18 protein-coding genes are annotated in these 22,942 nt (G+C 33.2%); 15 read left to right on the top strand and 3 right to left on the bottom strand.

Features of this window, described 5'->3' with window-relative positions; all coding sequences use genetic code 11:
- Positions 1 to 337 precede the first annotated feature (337 nt).
- Complete coding sequence (gene abc-f, locus JI747_RS14570) at positions 338 to 1,927, top strand: ribosomal protection-like ABC-F family protein (RefSeq protein ID WP_225689627.1); 1,590 nt, start codon at positions 338 to 340, stop codon at positions 1,925 to 1,927.
- A 123-nt stretch (positions 1,928 to 2,050) separates the two neighbouring features.
- Here the strand turns inward: abc-f and JI747_RS14565 are convergent, their stop codons facing one another.
- Together JI747_RS14565 and JI747_RS14560 are read right to left on the bottom strand one after the other, a co-directional pair.
- Positions 2,051 to 2,977, bottom strand: a complete 927-nt coding sequence (locus JI747_RS14565; RefSeq protein ID WP_225689626.1) for an alpha/beta fold hydrolase — start codon at positions 2,975 to 2,977, stop codon at positions 2,051 to 2,053.
- 293 nt (positions 2,978 to 3,270) lie between these two features.
- On the bottom strand, positions 3,271 to 4,440 hold the full coding sequence (locus JI747_RS14560; protein ID WP_225689625.1) for a DUF4062 domain-containing protein: 1,170 nt from the start codon (positions 4,438 to 4,440) through the stop codon (positions 3,271 to 3,273).
- 157 nt (positions 4,441 to 4,597) lie between these two features.
- Between JI747_RS14560 and JI747_RS14555 the strand changes: the two genes are divergently transcribed.
- The 7 genes from JI747_RS14555 (at position 4,598) to lepB (ending at position 11,986) form a co-directional block, all read left to right on the top strand.
- Positions 4,598 to 5,884 carry an adenylosuccinate synthase gene (locus JI747_RS14555; protein WP_225689624.1) on the top strand — a complete coding sequence of 429 codons (1,287 nt, stop codon included), beginning with the start codon at positions 4,598 to 4,600 and terminating at the stop codon, positions 5,882 to 5,884.
- A 227-nt stretch (positions 5,885 to 6,111) separates the two neighbouring features.
- Positions 6,112 to 6,951: an energy transducer TonB gene (locus JI747_RS14550; protein WP_225689623.1), complete on the top strand. Its 840-nt coding sequence runs from the start codon at positions 6,112 to 6,114 to the stop codon at positions 6,949 to 6,951.
- A 164-nt stretch (positions 6,952 to 7,115) separates the two neighbouring features.
- Positions 7,116 to 7,889: a ParA family protein gene (locus JI747_RS14545; RefSeq protein ID WP_225689622.1), complete on the top strand. Its 774-nt coding sequence runs from the start codon at positions 7,116 to 7,118 to the stop codon at positions 7,887 to 7,889.
- A gap of 32 nt (positions 7,890 to 7,921) precedes the next feature.
- Positions 7,922 to 8,812, top strand: coding sequence for a ParB/RepB/Spo0J family partition protein (locus JI747_RS14540; protein WP_225689621.1), 891 nt, complete (start codon positions 7,922 to 7,924; stop codon positions 8,810 to 8,812).
- Positions 8,813 to 9,460: a DUF5683 domain-containing protein gene (locus JI747_RS14535; RefSeq protein ID WP_225689620.1), complete on the top strand. Its 648-nt coding sequence runs from the start codon at positions 8,813 to 8,815 to the stop codon at positions 9,458 to 9,460.
- A gap of 49 nt (positions 9,461 to 9,509) precedes the next feature.
- Positions 9,510 to 10,211: a 4-hydroxy-tetrahydrodipicolinate reductase gene (dapB, locus tag JI747_RS14530; RefSeq protein ID WP_225689619.1), complete on the top strand. Its 702-nt coding sequence runs from the start codon at positions 9,510 to 9,512 to the stop codon at positions 10,209 to 10,211.
- 113 nt (positions 10,212 to 10,324) lie between these two features.
- On the top strand, positions 10,325 to 11,986 hold the full coding sequence (gene lepB, locus JI747_RS14525; RefSeq protein WP_225689618.1) for a signal peptidase I: 1,662 nt from the start codon (positions 10,325 to 10,327) through the stop codon (positions 11,984 to 11,986).
- A gap of 61 nt (positions 11,987 to 12,047) precedes the next feature.
- Here lepB and JI747_RS14520 read toward each other — a convergent pair whose 3' ends face one another.
- Positions 12,048 to 13,766, bottom strand: coding sequence for a helix-turn-helix domain-containing protein (locus JI747_RS14520; RefSeq protein ID WP_225689617.1), 1,719 nt, complete (start codon positions 13,764 to 13,766; stop codon positions 12,048 to 12,050).
- Positions 13,767 to 14,292: 526 nt separating this feature from the next.
- Between JI747_RS14520 and JI747_RS14515 the strand changes: the two genes are divergently transcribed.
- The 7 genes from JI747_RS14515 (at position 14,293) to JI747_RS14485 (ending at position 22,857) form a co-directional block, all read left to right on the top strand.
- Positions 14,293 to 15,117: a GLPGLI family protein gene (locus tag JI747_RS14515; protein WP_225689616.1), complete on the top strand. Its 825-nt coding sequence runs from the start codon at positions 14,293 to 14,295 to the stop codon at positions 15,115 to 15,117.
- Between the two features lie 432 nt (positions 15,118 to 15,549).
- The gene (locus JI747_RS14510) at positions 15,550 to 16,917 is read left to right on the top strand and encodes a radical SAM/SPASM domain-containing protein (protein ID WP_225689615.1); all 1,368 of its coding nucleotides are present in this window, start codon (positions 15,550 to 15,552) and stop codon (positions 16,915 to 16,917) included.
- A complete protein-coding gene (locus JI747_RS14505; protein WP_225689614.1) occupies positions 16,892 to 19,090 on the top strand; it encodes a peptidase domain-containing ABC transporter in 2,199 nt (732 codons plus the stop codon). Before JI747_RS14510 ends, JI747_RS14505 begins: the two co-directional genes overlap by 26 nt.
- A 135-nt stretch (positions 19,091 to 19,225) precedes the next feature.
- A complete protein-coding gene (locus JI747_RS14500) occupies positions 19,226 to 19,849 on the top strand; it encodes a WbqC family protein (protein WP_225689613.1) in 624 nt (207 codons plus the stop codon).
- A gap of 1 nt (position 19,850) precedes the next feature.
- Positions 19,851 to 21,530, top strand: coding sequence for a S8 family serine peptidase (locus tag JI747_RS14495; RefSeq protein WP_225689612.1), 1,680 nt, complete (start codon positions 19,851 to 19,853; stop codon positions 21,528 to 21,530).
- Positions 21,531 to 21,654: 124 nt separating this feature from the next.
- Positions 21,655 to 22,146, top strand: a complete 492-nt coding sequence (locus JI747_RS14490) for a hypothetical protein (protein WP_225689611.1) — start codon at positions 21,655 to 21,657, stop codon at positions 22,144 to 22,146.
- A 21-nt stretch (positions 22,147 to 22,167) separates the two neighbouring features.
- Positions 22,168 to 22,857: an OmpA family protein gene (locus JI747_RS14485; protein ID WP_225689610.1), complete on the top strand. Its 690-nt coding sequence runs from the start codon at positions 22,168 to 22,170 to the stop codon at positions 22,855 to 22,857.
- The last annotated feature ends 85 nt before the right edge of the window (positions 22,858 to 22,942 follow it).

Here is a 22,942-nt window from a genome sequence, read left to right as displayed (position 1 = left end):
TTCCATTCTGCTGTCTTTCCGTAGGAATCTAAACTCGGATTTATAATACTTATGTTTCTAATAGTAAGCCGAGATTCCTACGGAATGACAAACCTTACGATGATCTCAAACTTTGAAAATAATTGCTAAAATCCTAGCCCCGATTGCAGAGAAAATCCTTTTTTGAAAAAAAAGATTGTAACGGAAAGCGGGAAAAAGCTTCAAAAAATAATTTTTCCTTATCTTTGCAACTCATAAAACCCAAAATATCAGGATGTAGGATACAATTTCTTTCAGATTTTATAAACAATAACAACCAAAGTTATTGCAGTTCTAATTTTAATTACAGAAAGAAATTATGTTTTTTTTACACAATATATCCTTTGGGTTTCCTGCGGGCAATCTACTATTTAATTCTATCAACTTAACGATACAAACTCACACAAAATCGGCTTTGGTCGGAAGTAACGGTATGGGAAAATCCACATTGCTGAAAATCATGGCGAATGAAATTGAACCTTTGGAAGGCAATGTCAACAGCCAAGGTGACTTATTTTATGTTCCGCAAATGTTTGGGAATTTTAATGATTTAACGGTCGCGGAATGTCTTAAAATTGATAAAAAACTAGAAGCTCTCCAAAAAATAACGAGTGGGGAAGTGGATGAAATTTATTTTGAAACTTTGAATGACGATTGGGATATCGAAGAACGTTGCCAAAATGCTTTACAATATTGGAAACTTGAAAATTTAGATCTAGATCAAAAATTGGAAAGCCTGAGTGGCGGCCAGAAAACAAAGGTTTTTCTTGCCGGAATTCAAATTAATCAGCCTGAAATTATTTTGCTGGATGAACCAACGAATCATCTTGATTTGGAAGGTCGAAATCTGTTATACGATTTTATTGAAAAAACGAGTTCAACCATTGTGATTGTGAGTCATGATCGTACTTTGCTGAATTTGGTTGATACGATTTTTGAACTGAGCAATCAGGGAATTTCAACGTATGGCGGAAATTATGATTTTTATGCCGAACAAAAAGAAATTGAAAATGAAGCCTTGCAAAACGATATTCATTCCAAAGAACGGGCGCTGAAAAAAGCGAAAGAAAAGGAAAGAGAAACGATTGAGCGAAAACAAAAACTCGATGCGAGAGGAAAAGGAAAGCAGGAAAAATCGGGTGTGGCAAGAATTATGATGAATACGTTGCGGAATAATGCCGAGAAAAATTCTTCGAAATTAAAATCTGTTCATGCTGAGAAAATCAATGATATTTCCGGTGATTTGCGGGATTTGCGTTCGTCTGTGAGAAATGCGGATCAGATGAAAGTAAATTTTAATGATTCGAATCTGCATTCGGGGAAAATTTTGATTTTGGCGAAGGAAATTAATTATACATATGATGAAAACAATCTTTGGAAAGAAAATCTCAATCTTGAAATCCGAAGTGGTGACAGAATTTCGATTAAAGGCTCGAATGGTTCAGGAAAAACAACTTTGATTAAACTGTTGCTCGGAGATCTGCAACCTTCTGTCGGAACAATTTCCAGATCGGATTTTCAGACGATTTATATTGATCAAGAATATTCTTTGATTGATAAACAGGCAACGGTTTATGAGTTTGCTCAACAATTCAACGATAATGCGTTGCAGGAATCTGAAGTAAAAACCTTATTATCAAGATTTTTATTCGGAAAGGAAACCTGGGACAAAAAATGTGATGTTTTGAGTGGTGGAGAACGCCTTCGACTTCTTCTGTGCGGGCTTTCTATCAGCAATAAAGCTCCCGATATGATTATTCTCGATGAACCGACCAATAATTTAGACCTTCAAAATGTGGAAATTCTGACGAATTCTATTAAGGATTATCATGGAACTTTGCTGGTGATTTCACATGATGAAGTGTTTTTGGAGGAGATTAGGATAGATCAGGAACTGAAATTAGATTAAATACTCGTACTTGTATTCTTATAAGCCGAATTATCATAAAATTATCCCGGATATATCATCCTGGATTTTATATTTAAAAAGCCTGTTCTTATTCAAGTTGATTATATTCAGGAATAAATGTTTTTACTGTTTTAAAATCCAGTGATAAATTTCATTAAGTATCTCTTCCCGTATTTTCTCATTTAAAATCTCATGGCGCATTTCCGGATAAAGCTTTACCTCTACATTCTGAAAACTGTCAATCTTTAAATTGTTAACGGTACGCATCACTCCTTTCCCAAAATCACCAATCGGATCATTCTGTCCGCTTACGAATAAAAAAGGGAATGACTTAGAAATAGAAGAAGCCCAGTTTCTTGTTGTCGCTTTTTTATAAATGGTAAATAAAGTGTAAAAAGCATTATTGGTGAAAGGAATGCCGCAGAGTTTATCCTGTTCAAAAGCTTTTCTGTTTTCAGGATTGATACTTAGCCAGCTGGTGTTGCTAAAATCTTTATCCTTTTTAAAATGCTTGTTATTGACACTTGTAAAAACAGAATTTAAAAAAGTTAGATGACGGGGTGAGATAGCATTTGCTAATGATAAATAGGCTATCAAAATATTTATTCCAGGTAAAGGTCCGCCGGTTCCTGTAATGATTGCTCCTGAAAATTTGTTACTTGCCTTTTGAAGAAGACAGCGGGTAATAAAAGATCCCATAGAATGTCCCAAGATAAAATGCGGAACATCTGGAAACTGCTCTGCAAGATGATTAGCCATCATTTCCGAATCTGCAATAAGTCTTTCATCAGGCTTTTCAAGCTGGAAAAAGCCAATGTCCTTTTTCTCTTTTGTCGATTTTCCATGTCCTAAATGATCATATGTCAATACAGCGATCCCATGAGCTGCAAAATATTCTGCAATCTCTACATATCTTCCGCTGTGTTCCTGCATGCCATGAACAATAAGCAGGGTGGCTTTTGTTGTTTCCGGAGAAAACAGGGTGTAAAAAAGCTGTGACTCATTGTTTATTTTTGATGAGAGGTAGGCTGCGGTTTGGGGTAGAGACATAAAAACTTATTTAGATGCTAATCAAAGATATGGAATACTAAAGTTCCCAGTATAATTATATTTGATAAACTGACGAATAATTTAGACTTTCAAAATATGGAAATTCTGACGAATTCTATTAAGGATTATCATGGAACTTTGATGGTGATTTCGCACGATGGGGTGTTTTTGAAGGAGATTGTGGTTGTCGATGAGGTTTTGTTGCAATAAGAATAATAAAATATCCATACTGTTTGTCATTCCGCAGGAATCTAAGTTGTTGAAAGGTTTCTGCGGAATGATAATTATTTGATTTATAACTTTAATTTATATTCTAATTCACCTTCAAGTTCATTAGTTAGATTGTAGGATGTTTTTAATGTAGATCTCAGAGAATCCAATTGATTTAAAAGCTTATTTTTAGATTTTGTAAGAACAGAATATACATTTGGCCAATTTTTCATAACATCATAGAACCCTTCCATTCCATTAATTACAGTAGGTATATTTTCTTTTAAACTTTTAATTTCTTCTAAAAGTGATGTTAAGTTATTAATATTCTCATCAATATTATCTTTGTTAATATTATTGATATAAATTGAACAAATTTTTATTGCTGACTCAAAATTTTCTTCATATAATGGTGATTCAAGTATTAGTCTATTTGTATAGTTATCAATACTTTTTGCTGTTCTTCCTAATATTGAGGTTACTAAATTTTTATTAAATTTTGGTAAGTTTTTAATCCTATCTAATTCAGCTGTTTTGTTTGTAAATTCTTCTCCAATTATATTAGTAGCTTCTGAAATATTATTTAAAGCTAAATTTATATTTGCCGTATAATCTTCGAATTGAATAATAAAGTCTAAAACACCAATTTCCTCATTTTCAGAAGAGATATCTAAACTATTAACTTTTGATTTTATTTTTGTAGTAGACTCATTTGTTGAATTATTTAATAGGTTATCAGTTCTTTTTGGAAGATGAATTCTTAACTGACTTATTAAATCTTCAGTATTATTAAAATTCCAATATAATATATTATTTTCTTTTAAAACTTCTTTGAAATTTTTAATTTTAGTTATCTGTTCCGGAATAATTTCATCTACGGGAATTGCTTCAGATTTAAAGTAAAATAATATTTGAATATTTTCTCCATTTTCAAATCTTTTTAAAGCTCTTAAAAATTCTTCTTCTGTTCCTGATTCTGCTACTGCAGTTTTGGTTCCAAATTTTTTCCAAATGATACCAAGGAAAATGTCGTATTCGTCTCCAATATCTTCGTTAATAATTTGCTGTGTATGTTGGAGAGTAATTCCTGGTGCAGAATGGGTTTCCCATTTAATTAAATCAAAATGGACATCATTTGATTTTCCATATGTTTTATTAAGTTCATTTATTAAATTTGGTATTTCATTTCTTTCAGATTCTAAATCCATAGGGGAACTCAAAAGAATTGAATATTGAGTAAACTTTTTTGGCATTTCTTTGTTTTTTATTGCTAATATATGTAATGTAAACTAATAAATAATGCGGAAAACCGTAACGATTTCCATCCCATTCAAAAATAAAATCCACCACAAATTTGCTCACCCAATTTTTTAAAAGTAATTTTGCATGAATCTAAAATAAAAGTAAAATATGTCAACTTACGTAGTTGTAGGTCTTCAGTATGGAGATGAAGGTAAAGGAAAAATCACGGATGTTTTATCGGCAAAATCAGATTACGTTGTACGTTTCCAAGGAGGGGACAACGCTGGTCACACGGTTTATGTAGGTGAAGAGAAATTCGTTTTGCACCTTCTTCCATCGGGAGTTCTTCAGTGCAAAGGGAAGTGTATCATTGCCAACGGAGTAGTGGTAAATCCTAAATCTTTCATTAAGGAGGTGAATCAGATTGAAAGCAAAGGCTTGAAAACTGATCACATTTTCATCAGCAGAAGAGCGCATGTCATCATGCCTTACCACATTCTTTTGGATACTTACCGTGAAGAAGAACACGGAGGAACGCAGATCGGAACGACGAAAAAAGGGATCGGACCTTGCTATGAAGATAAAATTGCAAGAGTTGGGATCAGAATGATCGACCTTCTGAATCCTGAGATTTTAAGAGACAAAATCGAGAAAAACTTAAAAATTAAGAATTCTCTTTTTGAAAAATATTACGGAAAACCGACATTAGACGTTGAAGAAATCTACAACGAATATTTAGAGATCGGAAAACAGCTTCAAGACAGAATCGTAGATACTGAATTAGAATTAAACGAAGCGATCAGAGATGGTAAAAACGTTTTGTTTGAAGGAGCGCAAGCTTTGATGTTAGATATCGATTTCGGAACCTATCCATACGTAACTTCATCTTCTCCATCTACGGGTGGTGTTTGTACAGGAGCAGGAGTTCCGCCAACATCCCTTCAAAACTTAATCGGTGTGGCAAAAGCTTACTGTACGAGAGTTGGAAACGGACCTTTCCCATCAGAATTAGACAACGAATTAGGAGAAAGTATCAGACAAATCGGTGGTGAGTTCGGAGCAACTACAGGTAGACCAAGAAGAACGGGTTGGTTAGATCTTGTTTCTTTAAAGCACGCTTGTATGATTAACGGTATCAATAACTTGGTAATTACGAAACTAGACGTTCTTACAGGAATTGAAAACTTAAAAGTTGTTACTCATTATAAAACTGAAGACGGAAAAATCATCGATTATTTTACTTCTTCAACAGAAAAATTATACAACTACGAACCAATCTACCAAGATCTACCGGGTTGGAAAGAAGACATCACAAAAGCAAGAAGCTATGATGAACTTCCACAAACAGCTCAGGAATATATCGAGTTTATCGAAAAATATTTAGGAATCAACGTTTACTTGGTTTCTGTAGGTCCAGAAAGAAGCCAGAACATTATCAGAAAAGAATTATTCTAAAATAATTTCAGATATTTTAAATCCCGCTTAATAGCGGGATTTTTTTGCTTATATATCAGTGTTGAATATATTTATGATATAGTTAAATTTTAAATATTGTACTGTTTATTTTGTTTTTATGAAATGTTGGTAATTTTTTGGCAAATATTTTGATAGACGTTTGGGGATTAATTATCAGGAGTTGAAAAACTGATAATTTTATTTTTTAACAGTTTAAATTTTTAGTGATGAAACACCTACACCAAAATCAAGAATTTCGTTTTAATGAAGTTTTATTTGAGCGCCGTAATAAGGAGTATGGAGCCTATGTTTTAAGAAATGAATCAGACAGGATATTAACCAAAGCACTTTTTGTAGGTGTGAGTATATTGGCTGCAGTTTCTATTACGCCATTTGTGATTAATGCATTTAACGCTGAGAGTTCGGTACATATTCCTACGGATGGTCCGCCGGTAGTTATTGAATTACATAAAGTGGATCAGCCAGATGTCCCGCCTGTAAAAGTTGAACCTGTAGAGCCCACTACACCTCCTAATGTAAAAACATACGATGCAAGAGAGATTCAACCTACAAGAAATGCTGCTGAAGTTGATAAGGAGGAAAGACCAATTGATGCTATAGCAGGAACGCAGGATAACTTTAAGGGAGAAGCTGCAAAAACTGATTATATACCAACGCCTCCAGTAATAGGAACAGGACCGGTTATTAGTAATACTGTAAAACCTCCTGTTGTAGTTCCGGAAGTTGAAGATAAAACACCTAGAACAAAAGTAGATGTAGAAGCTGCTTTTGAGGGAGGAATTGACGCCTTTAGAAATAAAGTAATGAATAAGTTTGATGCTTCAGGTTTTGAAAATGAAGGAGTAATTAAAACAACTATTACATTCATCGTAGAAAAAGACGGAACAATTTCCGGAATTAAAGCAGATGGTATGAATGGTGATTTTAACAGTGAAGCGTTAAGAACTATAAAATCAATCAAAGGAAAATGGACTCCAGCAAAAGTAAAAGGAGAATCCGTAAGAAGCTATTTCAAATTTCCAATATCAATGAAGTTTGATAATTAATATCTCGAAAACAAATCATAACAGTTATCCACAAAGAATTTTTTTTGTGGATAATTTTTTTTATTGCTAAAAGTCTTATTAACAATATTTTAACTCTATTTTTAATTTTGTGACCCACCTAGAGCAAAGAAAAAAGTGTATTTTTGAATCTTAAAGTTCTAAGAATGGCAAAAATCATAGGTATCGCTAATCAAAAAGGAGGTGTTGGAAAGACGACAACCGCAGTAAATTTAGCGGCAGCATTAGGGGTATTGGAAAAGAAAATATTAATCATTGATGCTGATCCTCAGGCGAATGCTACCTCAGGTTTAGGTGTTGAGGACGTTCAGTATTCTACATACAATTTATTGGAGCATAGTGTTGATACAAGAAGCTGTATCAAGCAAACGGCAACTCCGAATCTTGATATTGTACCCTCTCATATCGACTTGGTAGCAGCAGAAATTGAGCTGGTAGACAAAGAAAACCGTGAGTATATGCTGAAAAAAGCATTGGAAAGCGTAAGAAAAGACTACGATTATATCATTATCGATTGTGCTCCGAGTTTAGGGCTTATCACAGTGAATGCGCTTACAGCAGCAGATTCTGTGATTATTCCGATTCAGTGTGAATATTTTGCATTGGAGGGATTAGGAAAGCTTTTGAATACCATTAAAAATGTTCAGAAGATCCATAACAAAGATTTAGATATCGAAGGACTTCTTTTAACGATGTACGACAGTAGATTGAGACTGTCTAATCAGGTAGTGGAAGAGGTGAATTCTCACTTCCCTGAAATGGTGTTTGAAACCATCATCAGCAGAAACGTAAGACTGAGTGAAGCTCCTAGTTTTGGAGAAAGTATCCTGAACTACGATGCAGAAAGTAAAGGAGCGGTTCAGTATATTCAGCTGGCTGAAGAAGTTTTGCTGAAGAACGAAAAATTAGTGAAGAATTAAAAAAAAGCAAATAGCCAAGCTAAAAGCAAAATATGAAGGACAAAAAAAGAGCGATGGGGCGCGGTTTAGGTGCTATTCTTAGTGCAGAATCCAAAGCGACAATTAATTCTGCTACCGATGTGGGAGCAGATAAATTTGTGGGAAATATTGTAGAAGTATCCATAGAAGATATTTATCCGAATTCGACCCAGCCAAGAACTTATTTTGATGAAAAAGCATTAAATGAACTTGCTCTATCTATTAAGAATTTAGGCATTATTCAGCCTATTACCTTAAGAAAAGACGGAGAAAGATTCGAAATTATATCTGGGGAAAGACGTTTCAGAGCAAGTAAAATTGCCGGTCTTACCAGTATTCCTGCCTATATTCGTTTGGTAAATGATCAGGAGCTTCTGGAAATGGCTCTTGTTGAAAATATTCAGAGAGAAGATCTGGATGCCATTGAAATTGCGCTTACTTATCACAGACTTTTAGAAGAAATTGGATTGACGCAGGAAAATCTTAGCCAAAGAGTAGGAAAGGACAGAAGTACTATTACTAACTCAATACGACTTTTAAGATTGAGTCCGGATATCCAGAACGCAATCAGAAGCGGGGAAATTTCTGCAGGACACGGTAGAGCGATCATCAGCTTGGAAAGTGAAGAACATCAGCAGATTTTATTTGATTTAATTATCAAAGAACAGTTGAACGTTCGTCAGGCTGAACAAGCGGCTACAGCACTGAAAAACCCTAAATCACCTGCAGCAAAAAGAGCAAAAGCAGAACTTTCCAATAATTATAAGAGAGTTCAGAAAACAATATCTGATATATTAGATGTAAAAGTGGAGATTAAAACCTCCGGAAATGGTAAAAAAGGTAAGCTGGTTCTGGATTTCAAAAATGAAGATGAACTGGAATATATTTTATCCCATATAAAATAAATGAAGAAAATATTTTTCACATTTTTTCTGTGTCTGTTCACAGTGGCCTATTCACAAGTAATCCCTAATGATACCATTAAGGTAGACTCTGTTGTGATTAAGGAGAAACCTGTAGCACAACCTAAAAGAACTCTTAAACCTGAATCGAAAATTGTAGAAGATTTAGAAAAAGCAAATGGACCTACGAGACAAACCGTAAAGCTTAATCCTACAAGAGCGGGTTTATACTCTGCAGTTTTGCCTGGATTAGGACAGTATTACAATAAAAAATACTGGAAAATCCCAATCGTATGGGGAGCGGTAGGAACCGGAGTAGGAATCGCGATCTGGAATGATAATCAGTACAAAAAATACCGTGAATATTACATTGCCAAGTTGAACGGTACTCCGAATGAATTTGTTGACAGCAAACCGTGGTTGGATAAAACAGCTTTAGGAAACGTTCAGGACAGGGCAAAAAGACAAAGAGACTATGCAATCGCTATTACAGGACTTATTTATATTCTGAATATTGTAGATGCTGTGGTAGACTCTCATCTTTATGAAAGCCGTCACGATCCGGACCTTTCTTTTGCACCTGCAGTCATTCAGGATCAATATGGAATTACCCCTCCTAAAACGGGGTTGAGTTTAAGTTATAGATTTTAATAAATTATACTGAATTTAGATTTTGGTATAATTAAAATAATAAAAAAATATGAGAATAGCATTAGTTGGATATGGTAAAATGGGTAAAATCATTGATGAAATTGCTCAGAAAAGAGGTCACGAAGTCGTAGCCCGCCTAAAAGAAACTCCAACTGCTGAAAATCTTAATAATCCGGATGTTGTTATTGAATTTTCACTTCCCGAAGTGGCATTTGAAAATGTAAAAGCATGTCTTGAAAATAACATTCCGGTAATCTGCGGTACAACAGGATGGCTGGAAAAAAGAGCTGAAATCGAAAAAATCTCTGTTGAAAATAATACGGCATTTTTATACGGATCAAACTTCAGTTTAGGGGTAAACTTATTTTTTGCTTTAAACGAAAAACTGGCTGATCTAATGAAAAATGTAGATGAATATTCTTGCCAATTGGAAGAAATTCACCACGTTCACAAAAAAGATGCTCCAAGTGGAACTGCGATTTCTATTGCAGAAGGAATTTTCAAACACAATTCAAAGTTTGATGCCTGGAAACTGGATGAAACGAAAGATAACCAATTGGGTATTTTTGCGATTCGTGAAGATGAGGTTCCGGGAACTCACAGTGTATTCTACAGAAGTGAAGTAGATGAAATTGAAATCAAGCATACTGCCTTCAACAGAAACGGTTTTGCACTGGGCGCTGTAGTTGCTGCTGAATGGATTAAAGATAAAAAAGGAAATTTTGAAATGAAAGACGTTTTAGGTCTTTAATTTTGTAACAAAATCCTTACATTGTAAACTAATTAGTAAGAAATGATCAATGAACAAAATAACCCATTGCTCATTCCAGATTACTTAAATTATACATTAGGCATAAGAATTTTATGAATTACTTTTTAACGTACACAGTTTATGTTCTCATCTTATCTGTATTGATGGGGATTTCTACTTGGAAGCTGTTTAAGAAAATGGGATATAGTCCGCTATTTGCTTTTATCCCTTTCTATAATTATTTCATTATTTTAAAAGAAACAAAACATCCAAAGTGGTGGGCAATTTTATCCTACTTACCCATTGTAGGGCCTATCATGATGTCTGTTTTTCATATTTACTTAATGAAGAAATTTGGAAAAACCCTTTTCCAGAATCAACTTCTTACGGTAATTCTTCCATTTATATACATGGCAACTGTAAACTACTCTAAAGATGTAGAAATAGAAGATGAAGATGCCAATGATGTTTTCTTAACAGACGAAGAAAAAACCACAAAGAAAAAAGATACTTTCATCGGTTCTATTACTTTTGCGGTAGTTTTCGCAACAATCATCCACGTTTTTGTTACCCAGCCATTCGGAATCCCTACAGGATCTATGGAAAGAACACTTTTAGTAGGTGATTTCCTTTTCGTAAACAAATGGAGCTATGGATACAGACTTCCGATGCGTCCCGTTGCGATTCCTTTCTTACAGGGAACAATTATGGATACCGGAGAAAAAGGGAACCCTAAAGATGATCCTAAATCTTATGTGGATGCAGTAAAACTTCCTTACGAGAGAATCTTCCAATTCAATAAACCTCAGAGAAAAGACGTAGTTGTTTTCAACTATCCTCAGGATTCTGTACATACAGCTATTGATAGAAAAGACCCTTATGTAAAAAGATGTGTTGCTATTGCAGGAGATACTTTCGAGATGAGAGGAGGAAGACTTTTTGTCAATGGAAAAGCAGAAACATTTTTGGGAGATCAGGAAGTTCAGCACGCTTATACAGTAAATACAGGATCTCAGTTAGATATTCCTTCCTTATACAATACTTACGGATTTTTACCGGTAAGAGAGATGCAGACTGAAAAAGGATTTATCTATGCATTTCAGGGATTGACAGATAAAACAGCTGCAGAAATAAAAACTTTACCGAATGTGGTAAGTATGGAAGAAAGTATTTTTCCTAAAGATTCTGCTACGGTTTCTTATAAATTAAATGCAGACAAGTCAGCTTATACTAAGAGTATTGATACCACTCAATCTATCTTCCCGATAAATAAACCTTGGAATCAGGATTGGTACGGTCCTTTGAGAATTCCTAAAAAAGGTGACGTTGTTACCATTACTAAAGAAACACTTCCAACGTATCAATGGATTATTTCTGAATATGAACATAACAGTTTAGAAAACAAAAACGGGAAAATCTTTATTAACGGAAAAGAAACAAACCAATATACGATTCAGCAGGATTATTATATGATGATCGGAGACAACAGAGATGCTTCATTAGATGCTAGGTTCTTTGGTTTTGTTCCGGAAGAAAATATTGTAGGAAAGCCAATGTTTACATGGATGAGCGTTCAGGGAGTTTTCCCAGATGCAAGCTCAACGTATCAGGCTCCTAAAAAAATCCGTTGGGACAGAATGTTTAAAGCAACCAATACAGGAGAAGCCAACAAAACTTCATATTGGTGGGTTGCAGCAATGATTCTTATCCTGTTCTTCGGTTGGGAATACTTCATGAAACTATTCAAAAAGGATAAAAAAGAAGAAAATTTATAAAAATAAAAAGACAACTAAAACAGTTGTCTTTTTTATTTTAGATGGTATCTTATTTTGAAATTTATCGATGTTTCTCTTCTTCATTGAGACGGTTTAAAAAATACGAAGGTGGAATCTGGTACTTTTCCTGAAAATTTTTGGCGAATGCCTGTGTAGAATTATAGCCCGCCTTTTCTGCGGTTTCCTGTAGGCTGATGTATCTTGTTTTAGGTTTATTTTTCCATTGAGATACAATATGATTAAGTCTTAAATTATTTAGATATCCAGATAGGTTTTCATTTTTATAATGATTAAGTATTTTAGACATATAGGTAGTATTTGTGCCACATGTCTTTGATAAAGAGAGAAGCGTAATATCTCTTTTTAAAAAATGTTTTTCCGTTTCAAAAATATTAAGTTGATTCAAGACGTTTTCAATAATTAAAGGGTTTATATTGAGTGTGTTATGAATTATTTTTTTTTCATCATCAGATTCGATTGGTTGATCTTTTAGAAAAGGCTCTTTTTCATCTTTCTCTTTTTGGGAAATAAATAATTCTTCGTAAAGCTTTTTAAAATATTTTTTTCTCTTATAAGTTTTAATAAGATGAAAAGCAAGAAATGACATGATTGTTAAACCTAAAAATATCAGGGTGATATATAAAGTTCTTTCCCATTTTAAAGTATTTTCAAGGTTCTCTTTTTCATCAGACAGTTTCTTTGTGTCATATTCTTTTTTTAGAGTACCATATAGATATTTATAATCTCTTTCGTATATTTTGTCAAGGGCCATTAATTTATTTACATACTGCAGCTGTTTACGTACATCATTTGCCTGAGAATAATATTTAATTAATATTTCAAAGGCAGGCCTAAAAAAAGGATCTAGTTTTCCAGTTTTTTCATATTCACGATCGAGTTCAAGAAAATAAGGTATTGCCTGTTCTTTTTGATTGAGATTCCAATAAGACATCCCTATATAAAATTTATCACTGAGATGTTTCCAATTATCTTCATACAAACGAAGCGCCTCATTTAGAGTATTTATTGCTTGAGAATAGTTTTTATGAAAATAATGAGTTGTTCCTTCCAATGATATGAAGTAAGGGTAATATTCCTTGAGATCTTTATTGTTTTTAATGAAATTTTTACCTTCATCAATAAGCTTAAAGTCACCTTGTTTATTTATTTGATTATTATTATCACTGTAAGCGATTAATGAATAAATGTAATAATATCTGTAGTCTGTATCACCAATTTTTTTATGATTATCGCGGAAAAAATTCACGCTTTTTTCAAATAGAGTATCAGCTTCTTTATATAGCCCTAGGTAGTTTTTAACCCTCGCGATTTGATATTCCGCATTATGTAATAAATAAGGATCTTTTCCTTTCTGAATGTAGTCATAGCCTTTTAAAAAGCTATCAAGGGCTCTAGGATAATTTTCGTTGGTAACGTAAGTCATACCTAACAATAAATAACTATCACCTAACAGGTTGGTCTGATTAATTTTTCTAGCATAAATGACCACACTGTCACTGTACTTGATCTGGTCAGCTCCTCGTTGGTTGAAGCTTGCTAGAACATAGCCTCTCCTGATCTGTTTTAAATTATTTTCTGATTTGGCTTTCTTAATAAGATCAATAATGTACTCCCATTGCTTGCTAGGGTCCTTTTCTAGAGATTTTATTTTGCTTTCCAAATCTGAATATGAAGAATCTGCATATGGGCCTTTATACTGTGTGTATGAAAAAGAAAATATAAATAATAAAATGGATATAAATAGTCTTGAAAAATTCATCTTGCGTCATAAAACTGGGACAAAATTAAGTAAATAATTATGATTTAATATTTAAAATCACAAAATGTTGATTTACAATAGTTTTTATTGCGTTTTTTATGATTATACAAATATATTTTATGAATTTATAATTGTTTTGTATTTAATTAAAATAATAATTTATAAATACAAGATTGATTTGGTTTAAGTGTTTGTTATTCAATGTGTTGTTGTGTTAGATTTGTTTCAGAAAATATAGAAAAGTAATGACAAATTTTAAATGGTATGCATGTCTTGCAGTAATGTTCTTGTTACTGTTAGGGTCGTGCAGAAATGATCAAGATGACTTTGATTTTGAATCCACAAAAACTTCAATAGGCATATCTTCTAAGAATGTATTAATGAAAAATTCTGATACGATAAAGGAAGTTATTAATATGCAAAACTCAGATAATTCCGGAGCTATTAATGGCTTAGGCGAATTTGATGAAGATCCAAAAGTTACTCCTCCGAAAAAATAGTTTGATCAAGTAATAAAGATACAATTATGAAAAAGATTCTCTCATTTACAGTGATGCTTATATCCTTTTTTTATTATTCTCAGACAAATAGGTTCTTTTATGAACTAAAGTCAAGAAAAGATTCGACACAGGATTATAAACAGAATATTATGGTTTTGGACATTAACCCCAAGTCTGTAAAATTCTATGATAAGGTTTTGTTAGACAAAGATTCTATAAATAAAAATAATCTAAGCGGAGAAGTGTCAAGAACTAATACTGGTACTGATCAGCTAATAGTGAGAGACGCAAATAGCTATACTAATAAGTGGTATAGAGATTTTTTTGAATATTTCGTGATAAGCACGACAGATAAAATGAAGTGGGAGCTTTCTAAGGAGACTATCACCTACGAAGGATATACTCTTCAGAAAGCAACAACAGATTTTGGAGGACGGAAATGGACTGCTTGGTTTGCAGATTCTGTAAATATTCCTGAAGGACCTTATAAGTTTAGAGGTTTGCCTGGATTGATATTTTTATTGAAAGATTCCCAAGAAAACTTTGTTTACAAACTTGTTAAAAACACCAAATTTAATAAAACCTATGATACAAGCAGTTTTTTAGAGAATCATTATGATAAAAAAGCCGTTAAGACAAATGTAAAGAACTTCAATACATATTTGATTGATATTTATAATAATCCGACCCGCTCAATGTCTGAGAATATAAAAAATGGCAATAAAGTTTCTGTAAAAGATGCTGATATCACATCAGTAGCGGAACTGAATCAAAAAAAGAAAATGATGCAAAAAATGATTAAAAACAGATATATATATCTGGAACAAGATAAACAACCAAAATTTGATTGACATTAAATAGAAATTAATAAAGTTTCTGTTTATAAAACAAATTTTAAAAAAGATTAAACATACTGATCAAACAAAGGCCACGTGAGATCACAAGTGTTTATTATACTTTATTAATTTTTAAATTTTACAATTATGTTAAAAAAAAGACTAAAAGACATGTCTAAAAAATCAGAGAGACATGAGGGGATCGAAGTTATCAAGGATTCAGGCCTTACATCTATTAAAGGAGGAACTGGTATAAGTACAGATACAAGTCTTACAACTTGTACTAAACTGGTTGACTGTGGATGGAACAGTGAAGCTTGTCCTAACTTGAGAACTTGTTCTTGGAACGGATAATAAAAGTTTTTTGATAGGCTGGAATTTTTCCAGCCTTATTAATCACATAAGATAAAATTTAATTATAAACTAAAAATTGATCAACCTTAAACAATGAAAATATCAAAATATCACTTGTCTACAGATATATTGGATGAATATGATCTTCCGGACAAGCAAATACTCTTTTCAACCCGTACTGGCTCTTCCCTTTTAGTAGATTCACATATTTATCAGAATCTACTGGCAGGTAATTTTTCAAGTATAAATGAAGAGCTCATAGCCACTTTGAAGGATAATTTAATAATAGTAGATAAAAACGAAGACGAGTTTCATACAGTAGTTACAGAAAATGATGAAAACCGTGAAAGCGTAGATGTATTGTCTATGACTATCCAGCCTTCTGCAAACTGTCAATTAGGTTGCTATTATTGTGCACAAAACCATACTAAAGATTATGCTTCGGAAGATATTATTGAAAAATATATAGAAAGAATATTGTTCTTTTTAAATTCTGGGAAGAAATATAAAGGAATAAATATTACTTGGTATGGAGGAGAGCCTTTAACGGGACTTAAATCTATAAAGAATACCACAGAAAGGCTATTAAAAATATGCGAGGAAAGAGATCTTTGGTATTCTGCTTCTATGGTAACAAATGGACTGAGTTTGAAAGGTAAGCTTTTTCAGGAACTTGTAACTCAGTATAAAGTCAGAGATTTTCAGATTACATTGGATGGGCTGGCTGAATCGCATGATAAAAGAAGATATACCAAAAATAATAATAACCCTACTTTCGATTTAATATTTAAAAACATTGTAGACTGTACAAAAACCGAGGCTTATCAAAATAAACTTGGAGGGATTACAGTGAGAATTAATATTGATAAAACAAACCATTCATTTGTAGATCCTCTTCTTGAATATTTTGTTGAAAAAGGTATTAACCAGTATATTGGAGTAAGTTTCGCACCGATCGTTAATTGGGGAGGAAATGATGCAGGAAAAGATTCTTTAACCAATGAAGATTTTGCTAAAAAGGAAATTGACTGGCTACTTTATTGTTTTGATAATAAAATTAAGTTTTCAAGCCTGTTACCAAAAAGAATACACTATGCATGTATGGTAGAAAGAGATGATTCAGAAGTATATGATGCTTTTGGAAATATTTATACTTGTTGGGAGTTTCCGTATACCGATAATTATGGTGGAGACGAACACAAAATTGGTAATCTAAATAATGATTATTCAACTTTTGATAACAATGCTACCTTACGTAATTGGTCAGACGTAATAAAATCTGGAAAAACTTGGTGTAAAGAATGCTCGCATCTGCCGGTTTGCGGAGGAGGATGTCCGAAATCATGGTATGAAGATACTCCAGCATGCCCGGAATTTAAATTTAACTATAAAGAAAAACTAATATTAGATTATTATCTAAGAGAATCTGCTAAGAATGAAGAAATTCATATTTCAAAATGATGCAATGGACTGCGGTCCGGCTTGTCTGGCAATGATCTGTTCATTTTTCGGAAAAGATATTGATCTTCAGTATCTCCGATATGAAAGCTATATTACCAGAGAAGGAGTTTCATTATTGGGGATAAGCGAAGCTGCTAAAAAAGTCGGGTTACAGTCTACTGCTGCAAAAATAAAATATGAAGCATTGGATAAGAAGCATCTTCCCTGTATCCTGCACTGGAATAAAAACCATTTTGTCGTACTGTATAAAATATCAAAAAGTTTTTTTTCAGGGAAGCTTATTTACAAAATAGCAGATCCTGCTCATGGATTTGTTTCTCTTTCTGAGCAAGAGTTTAAAAAATGTTGGCTTGTAGAGGATGAAAAGGGGATCGCTTTTCTCTTAGAACCAACAGAAGAATTTTATAAAATAGAATATAAAAAAGAAGAAGATATTTCTTTTAAATATCTTCTAAAATACTTGAAGCCACACCATAAAAAAATGTGGCAGATGTTTTGCCTGTTGCTGCTTGGAACATTAACAACACTTTTCTTTCCCATACTCACCCAGAAACTTATTGATGAGGGGGTAGATAAAAAAAATCTTTCAGTTGTTACTTACATATTGCTTACTCAGCTGGCTTTCTTTGTTGGAAATATGACCTTTAATATTTTCAGAAACTGGATTGTATTAGAAGTAGGAACCAAAGTAAATATTCAGATTATTTCTGATTTTTTTAAAAAGCTGTTTAAGCTTCCGATTAAATTTTTTGATACAAAACTTCTCGGAGATTTTAATCAGAGAATTCAGGATCAGGAAAGAATTGAAGATTTTTTAACTTCACAAAGTCTACTCACGTTATTTTCTATAATAACTTTTTCTGTTTTTTTTGTAATTCTGGGGTATTATAACCTGAATATTTTAATAGTATATACTGCTTTAACAGTAATATCAATATTTTGGTCGCTTTATTGGATGAAAAAGAGAAAAATTCTGGATTATTTTCGTTTTCAACGCAAAAGTGAAAATCAGGAATCGATTTATGAAATCATAAATGGGATTTCAGAAATGAAACTAAACCAGTTCGAGCGATTTAAATTAAGAGAATGGGAAAAAATACAGGAAAAACTACTCAAGATTAATATCAGAGTTCTTAAACTTGATCAGATTCAAATGTCTGGTTTTGAGTTTTTTAATCAACTTAAAAATATTATTGTCACGTTTCTTGCTGCATCTTATGTAGTTAAAGATAATATGACTTTAGGTGCACTTTTGAGTGTTTCCTATATTATTGGACAAATGAACTCACCATTGTCTCAGCTGATTTCTTTTTTCCGATCTTCTCAGGATGCTAAACTTAGCCTATCCAGATTAAATGAAGTACAAAACCATCCTACTGAAGAAAAAGATTATTTTGTTGGATTAGATACTAATATAAAAAACTATCACGTAAATAGTGGGATTAATCTTGTTAATGTTTCATTTCAGTACGAAGGTCCAAGATCACCCTTTGTACTTAAAGATATAAATCTTTTTATTCCTGAAGGAAAAATTACGGCCATTGTAGGAGATAGTGGAAGCGGTAAAACAACGCTTTTAAAAATTTTATTAAAATTTTATGAGCAGGTAGACGGTGAAATTTATTTTAATGATTTAAATATAAAAGAAATCTCACCAGTTGACATAAGAAAAAACACTGGGGTAGTTATGCAGGAAGGATTTATTTTTTCCGATACAATAGAAAGAAATATAGCAACTGGGGATGAAGAAATTGATGCAATACAGTTGGAGAAAGCTCTTAAAATAGCCAATATCAAAACTTTTGTAGAACAGCTTCCTTTAGGAAGCAAAACAAAAATAGGAGCTGCAGGAAATGGTATTTCAGGAGGACAAAAACAAAGAATATTGATTGCCAGAGCAGTTTACAAAAACCCGCATATTATACTATTTGATGAAGCTACAAGTGCTTTGGATGCAGAAAATGAAATGATCATTCATAAAAATCTTCAGTCTTTTTTCAGAGGAAAAACGGTGATTATTGTTGCCCATCGATTATCAACCGTTAAAAATGCGGATCAGATTATTGTATTAAAAAATGGAGAAATTGTTGAACGTGGGAAGCATTATGAATTAGTTGAGAAGAAAAATAATTATTATAATTTAGTTAAAAATCAACTTGAATTAGGTAACTAGATAAAGTTTAATATGTTAGTTTAAACAATAGATAGGAATAAATCCTCCTCATTTATTATTTACAAAAGACAAAAGGTTGATTAAATAAAGTGAAAAAAAAATGAAGTATTTGAAAAAATACTTCATTTTTGCATTATGAATATGACGAATGTATTATTACCGGTATTTTATTTACCACCTATTTCCTGGTTTTCAGTTTTGTTAAATCCTGAAAATGAAATCGTATTTGAACAGTTTGAAAATTTTCCCAAACAGACCTACAGAAACAGAGCCAATATTTACGGGGCAAACGGAAAATTATCTTTAATTATTCCGATCAATCATAACGGAAGTAGAGCATTAAAAGACATTGAAATCTCTTACAGAGAAGACTGGAGAAGCCTTCATTGGAAATCTATTAAAACAGCCTATCAAAGCTCTCCTTATTTTGAGTTTTACGAAGATAAGATCAGAAAGATATTTGACCTGAAAGAAAAATACCTTTTAGACTTCAACTTAAAAGCATTAGAAATTTTGCAACAGATCCTGAAAATAGAAAAGGCACATTCTTTGAATGCAGAATATATCAAAAATCCTGAAGAAGTTAATTTCAGAGAGAAATTTTCAGCCAAACAACCCTCAGAATTTGAAATGGACGAATATTATCAGACATTCACAGATAAACTGGGTTTTATACAGGATTTGTCAATTTTGGACCTTATTTGTAACAAAGGCCCTGAATCTATGACTTATATAAGAAATATTAAACAATCATACTAACATGAAAAAGATATTATTAGCTGCTGTTTTTTTAGCAGGTTTTAGTTTTACTTACGCTCAGGAAGCTCAAGGTAAGAATGTAGACCCAAAAGAAGATAAAGACTTAATGACTTGGTATCATAAAGACTTTTCTTCTGCCAAAGTATATGGTGTAAATACGGAGAATGCTTACAAATATTTAGAATCTAAAGGACTTAAGCCTAAAACGGTTGTAGTAGGTGTTTTAGATAGCGGAGTACAGGTAGATCACCCGGGATTGGTAAAAAACATCTGGTCTAATCCAAATGAAGTTCCCAATAACGGAAAAGATGATGACGGAAACGGATATATTGATGACGTTCACGGATGGAACTTTATCGGAGGGAAAAACGGCGATATCGATATCGACAACATGGAAGTAACGAGAGTGGTAGCGAAATACAAACCGATCTTTGAAGGAGATGATTCTACAAAAAATAAAGCAAATCAAGCTAAAATGCCGGAAGATTTTGAAATGTATATGAAAGCTAAGGACCTTTTCTCTAAGAAGAGTGTTGAAGCAAAACAAGGCTTCCAGACGTATACAATGATCGATGAAGCCATCCCGAATATGGTGAAATTGCTTGGAGGAAAAAATGTGACTCCTGAAAATGTTGCGGCAATTAAAGTAACAGATCAGAAAGATGCAATGATTCTTCAGGTACTGAAACAAGTGGCTGCAAATCCGGAATTTCAGGGGAAAACTCCTGCTGAGTTTGAGAAAATCATGAAAGACCAAATCAAAGAGGCTCTTGATTATTATGGTCCTCAAGCAAAACAATATGATCTGTCTTACGATCCTAGAAAAGAAATAGTAGGAGATAACTATGATGATTACTCAGAAAAAAATTACGGAAACAATCATTATGAAGGTCCTGATGCAATGCACGGAACTCACGTTGCAGGGATCATCGCAGGACTTCCGCAAGGAAAAGAAATTCAGTATGGGGTAGCTTCAAAAGTTGCTAAAATCATGTCTGTAAGAACTGTTCCAAACGGAGACGAAAGAGATAAAGATGTTGCAAACGCTATTAAATATGCAGTAGACAACGGAGCTAAAGTTTTAAATATGAGCTTCGGAAAACCTGTATCTCCAGGTAAAAGTGTAGTTTGGGATGCATTTAAATATGCTCAGGATAAAGGAGTTCTTTTGGTAAAAGCTGCAGGTAACGAAAACGAAGACGTTGCAGAACACTTGGCTTACCCTACGAATTTTAAAAATGTTACCGATGAAAAACCATTTGTAAATAATGTAATTGTAGTAGGAGCAAGTACCAATAAAAATGATGCTTTAAGAGCTGGTTTCTCTAACTACAATAAAAAAATGGTTAATGTTTTTGCTCCGGGTGATGAAATCTATTCTACAGTGCCTCATAACGAGTATAAATACCTACAGGGGACTTCAATGGCCTCTCCGGTTGTAGCAGGTGCAGCAGCAGTATTATTAGCGTATATGCCAAACCTTACTCCGGCTCAGATCATTGAATCTCTAGTAAAATCTAGCAATCCGAACACTACAGACGGATTTGGAGATTATTCTCAGGCAGGAGGTGTGATTGATGTGAAAAAAGCAGCAGAATACGCTTACACTAATTTTTATAATGGTCAATCTGGGGCTGTAAAAAAAGCTACGAAATCTGTAAAAAAGACTGTTAAAAAATAAATTATCTAAGTGTTATTACCATTTATAGATATAAAGTCCGAAAATTTCGGACTTTTTTTATTTTTATTCATTATTTTGGCACGGTTTTTTGTAACTTTATTATAACAAAATAATAAACAACAAAATGAGAAAGTTACTACTTGCAGGGATGTTGGGAACATCACTTTTTGCAGTGTCTTGTTCCTCCGTTAACAACGCAAAAACATCACAAAATCAAAGATCAGAGTTCCTTAAAATGAAAGGGGACTGGCAAATCGTAAGCATCGATTATGATAAGCAGTTCAAGATTAAACCTTTCGATGAAGGAGCAGACGCACAATGTTTCGTGGGAAGTCATTGGAGATTAATTCCAAATAACTGGACGGGAGCATATACTTTAAATGGTGGAGGATCTTGCCCGGCGATTACACAACCTATTAAAATTGATGTAAAAGACGGTAATACTTTTGAGTTTAAGAAAATCGCAGAAGGTACAAAAGCAAAACAAAATACAGTAGGATATACTTTAACATTGACTAATCAGGCTACAGATCAATTCTCGCTGGAGCAGAACATTCCTTTTGACGGTGAAAATGTAAGAGTTGTGTACAACTTCCAGAGAACGGGAATGAAATAGTTTAACTTAAATATAAATAAAATGAAATTTACAAAAACATATATCGGAGCTCTTTTCTTATCATCAGCTTTATTACTGACAAGTTGTGAAGCAGTACAGAATTCTAACCACCAACAAAGAGGTACCGCTGTAGGTGCTGCATCCGGAGCAATTATCGGAGGTATTTTAGGTAATAACGTTGGAAAAGGTAAAAACGCAGCCTTAGGAGCTGTTTTAGGAGGTGTGATCGGTGGTGTTGCCGGTAACGTAATCGGTAATAAAATGGACAAACAGGCCAGAGAAATTAAAGAAACTTTACCTGGTGCTGAAGTAGAAAGAGTAGGAGACGGTATCAAAATTACACTGAATGAAAGTATTGTAAACTTTGATTTTGATTCTTCAAACCTAAAACCTGCATCTATTACTAACTTAGATAAACTTGCTCAGGTTTTGATCAACAATCCTGATACAAATATTAATATCTATGGTCATACAGACAGTAAAGGTGCTGATGACTATAATATGAAACTTTCTGAGAGAAGAGCGAATGCTGTAAAAGCATATTTATCTGGTAAAGGGATAGCTTCCAGCAGACTATTTGCCTTAGGTGAAGGTGAAAGTATGCCGGTTGCATCAAACGATACCGAAGAGGGTAGAGCTAAAAACCGTAGAGTAGAATTTGCAATTACTGCAAATGAGAAAATGATCAACGATGCTCAACAAGGGCAGTAGTTTGAAAATTAAAACATAAATGTTGTAACAAAGAAACCGCTTCAGCGGTTTTTTTGTATTTTTATACCAATCAATTTTAAAATTT

It is taken from the genome of Chryseobacterium tagetis, assembly GCF_016735585.2.
Lineage (GTDB): Bacteria > Bacteroidota > Bacteroidia > Flavobacteriales > Weeksellaceae > Chryseobacterium > Chryseobacterium tagetis.
The sequence above is the reverse complement of the archived record's forward strand: the minus strand, read 5'-3'. Positions and strand labels throughout refer to the sequence as shown.

Coding starts and splice junctions, on each gene's coding strand:
- abc-f (WP_225689627.1), top strand. CDS start 338: ATGTTTTTTTTACACAATATATCCTTTGGGTTTCCTGCGGGCAATCTA.
- JI747_RS14565 (WP_225689626.1), bottom strand. CDS start 2,977: ATGTCTCTACCCCAAACCGCAGCCTACCTCTCATCAAAAATAAACAAT.
- JI747_RS14560 (WP_225689625.1), bottom strand. CDS start 4,440: ATGCCAAAAAAGTTTACTCAATATTCAATTCTTTTGAGTTCCCCTATG.
- JI747_RS14555 (WP_225689624.1), top strand. CDS start 4,598: ATGTCAACTTACGTAGTTGTAGGTCTTCAGTATGGAGATGAAGGTAAA.
- JI747_RS14550 (WP_225689623.1), top strand. CDS start 6,112: ATGAAACACCTACACCAAAATCAAGAATTTCGTTTTAATGAAGTTTTA.
- JI747_RS14545 (WP_225689622.1), top strand. CDS start 7,116: ATGGCAAAAATCATAGGTATCGCTAATCAAAAAGGAGGTGTTGGAAAG.
- JI747_RS14540 (WP_225689621.1), top strand. CDS start 7,922: ATGAAGGACAAAAAAAGAGCGATGGGGCGCGGTTTAGGTGCTATTCTT.
- JI747_RS14535 (WP_225689620.1), top strand. CDS start 8,813: ATGAAGAAAATATTTTTCACATTTTTTCTGTGTCTGTTCACAGTGGCC.
- dapB (WP_225689619.1), top strand. CDS start 9,510: ATGAGAATAGCATTAGTTGGATATGGTAAAATGGGTAAAATCATTGAT.
- lepB (WP_225689618.1), top strand. CDS start 10,325: ATGAATTACTTTTTAACGTACACAGTTTATGTTCTCATCTTATCTGTA.
- JI747_RS14520 (WP_225689617.1), bottom strand. CDS start 13,766: ATGAATTTTTCAAGACTATTTATATCCATTTTATTATTTATATTTTCT.
- JI747_RS14515 (WP_225689616.1), top strand. CDS start 14,293: ATGAAAAAGATTCTCTCATTTACAGTGATGCTTATATCCTTTTTTTAT.
- JI747_RS14510 (WP_225689615.1), top strand. CDS start 15,550: ATGAAAATATCAAAATATCACTTGTCTACAGATATATTGGATGAATAT.
- JI747_RS14505 (WP_225689614.1), top strand. CDS start 16,892: ATGAAGAAATTCATATTTCAAAATGATGCAATGGACTGCGGTCCGGCT.
- JI747_RS14500 (WP_225689613.1), top strand. CDS start 19,226: ATGAATATGACGAATGTATTATTACCGGTATTTTATTTACCACCTATT.
- JI747_RS14495 (WP_225689612.1), top strand. CDS start 19,851: ATGAAAAAGATATTATTAGCTGCTGTTTTTTTAGCAGGTTTTAGTTTT.
- JI747_RS14490 (WP_225689611.1), top strand. CDS start 21,655: ATGAGAAAGTTACTACTTGCAGGGATGTTGGGAACATCACTTTTTGCA.
- JI747_RS14485 (WP_225689610.1), top strand. CDS start 22,168: ATGAAATTTACAAAAACATATATCGGAGCTCTTTTCTTATCATCAGCT.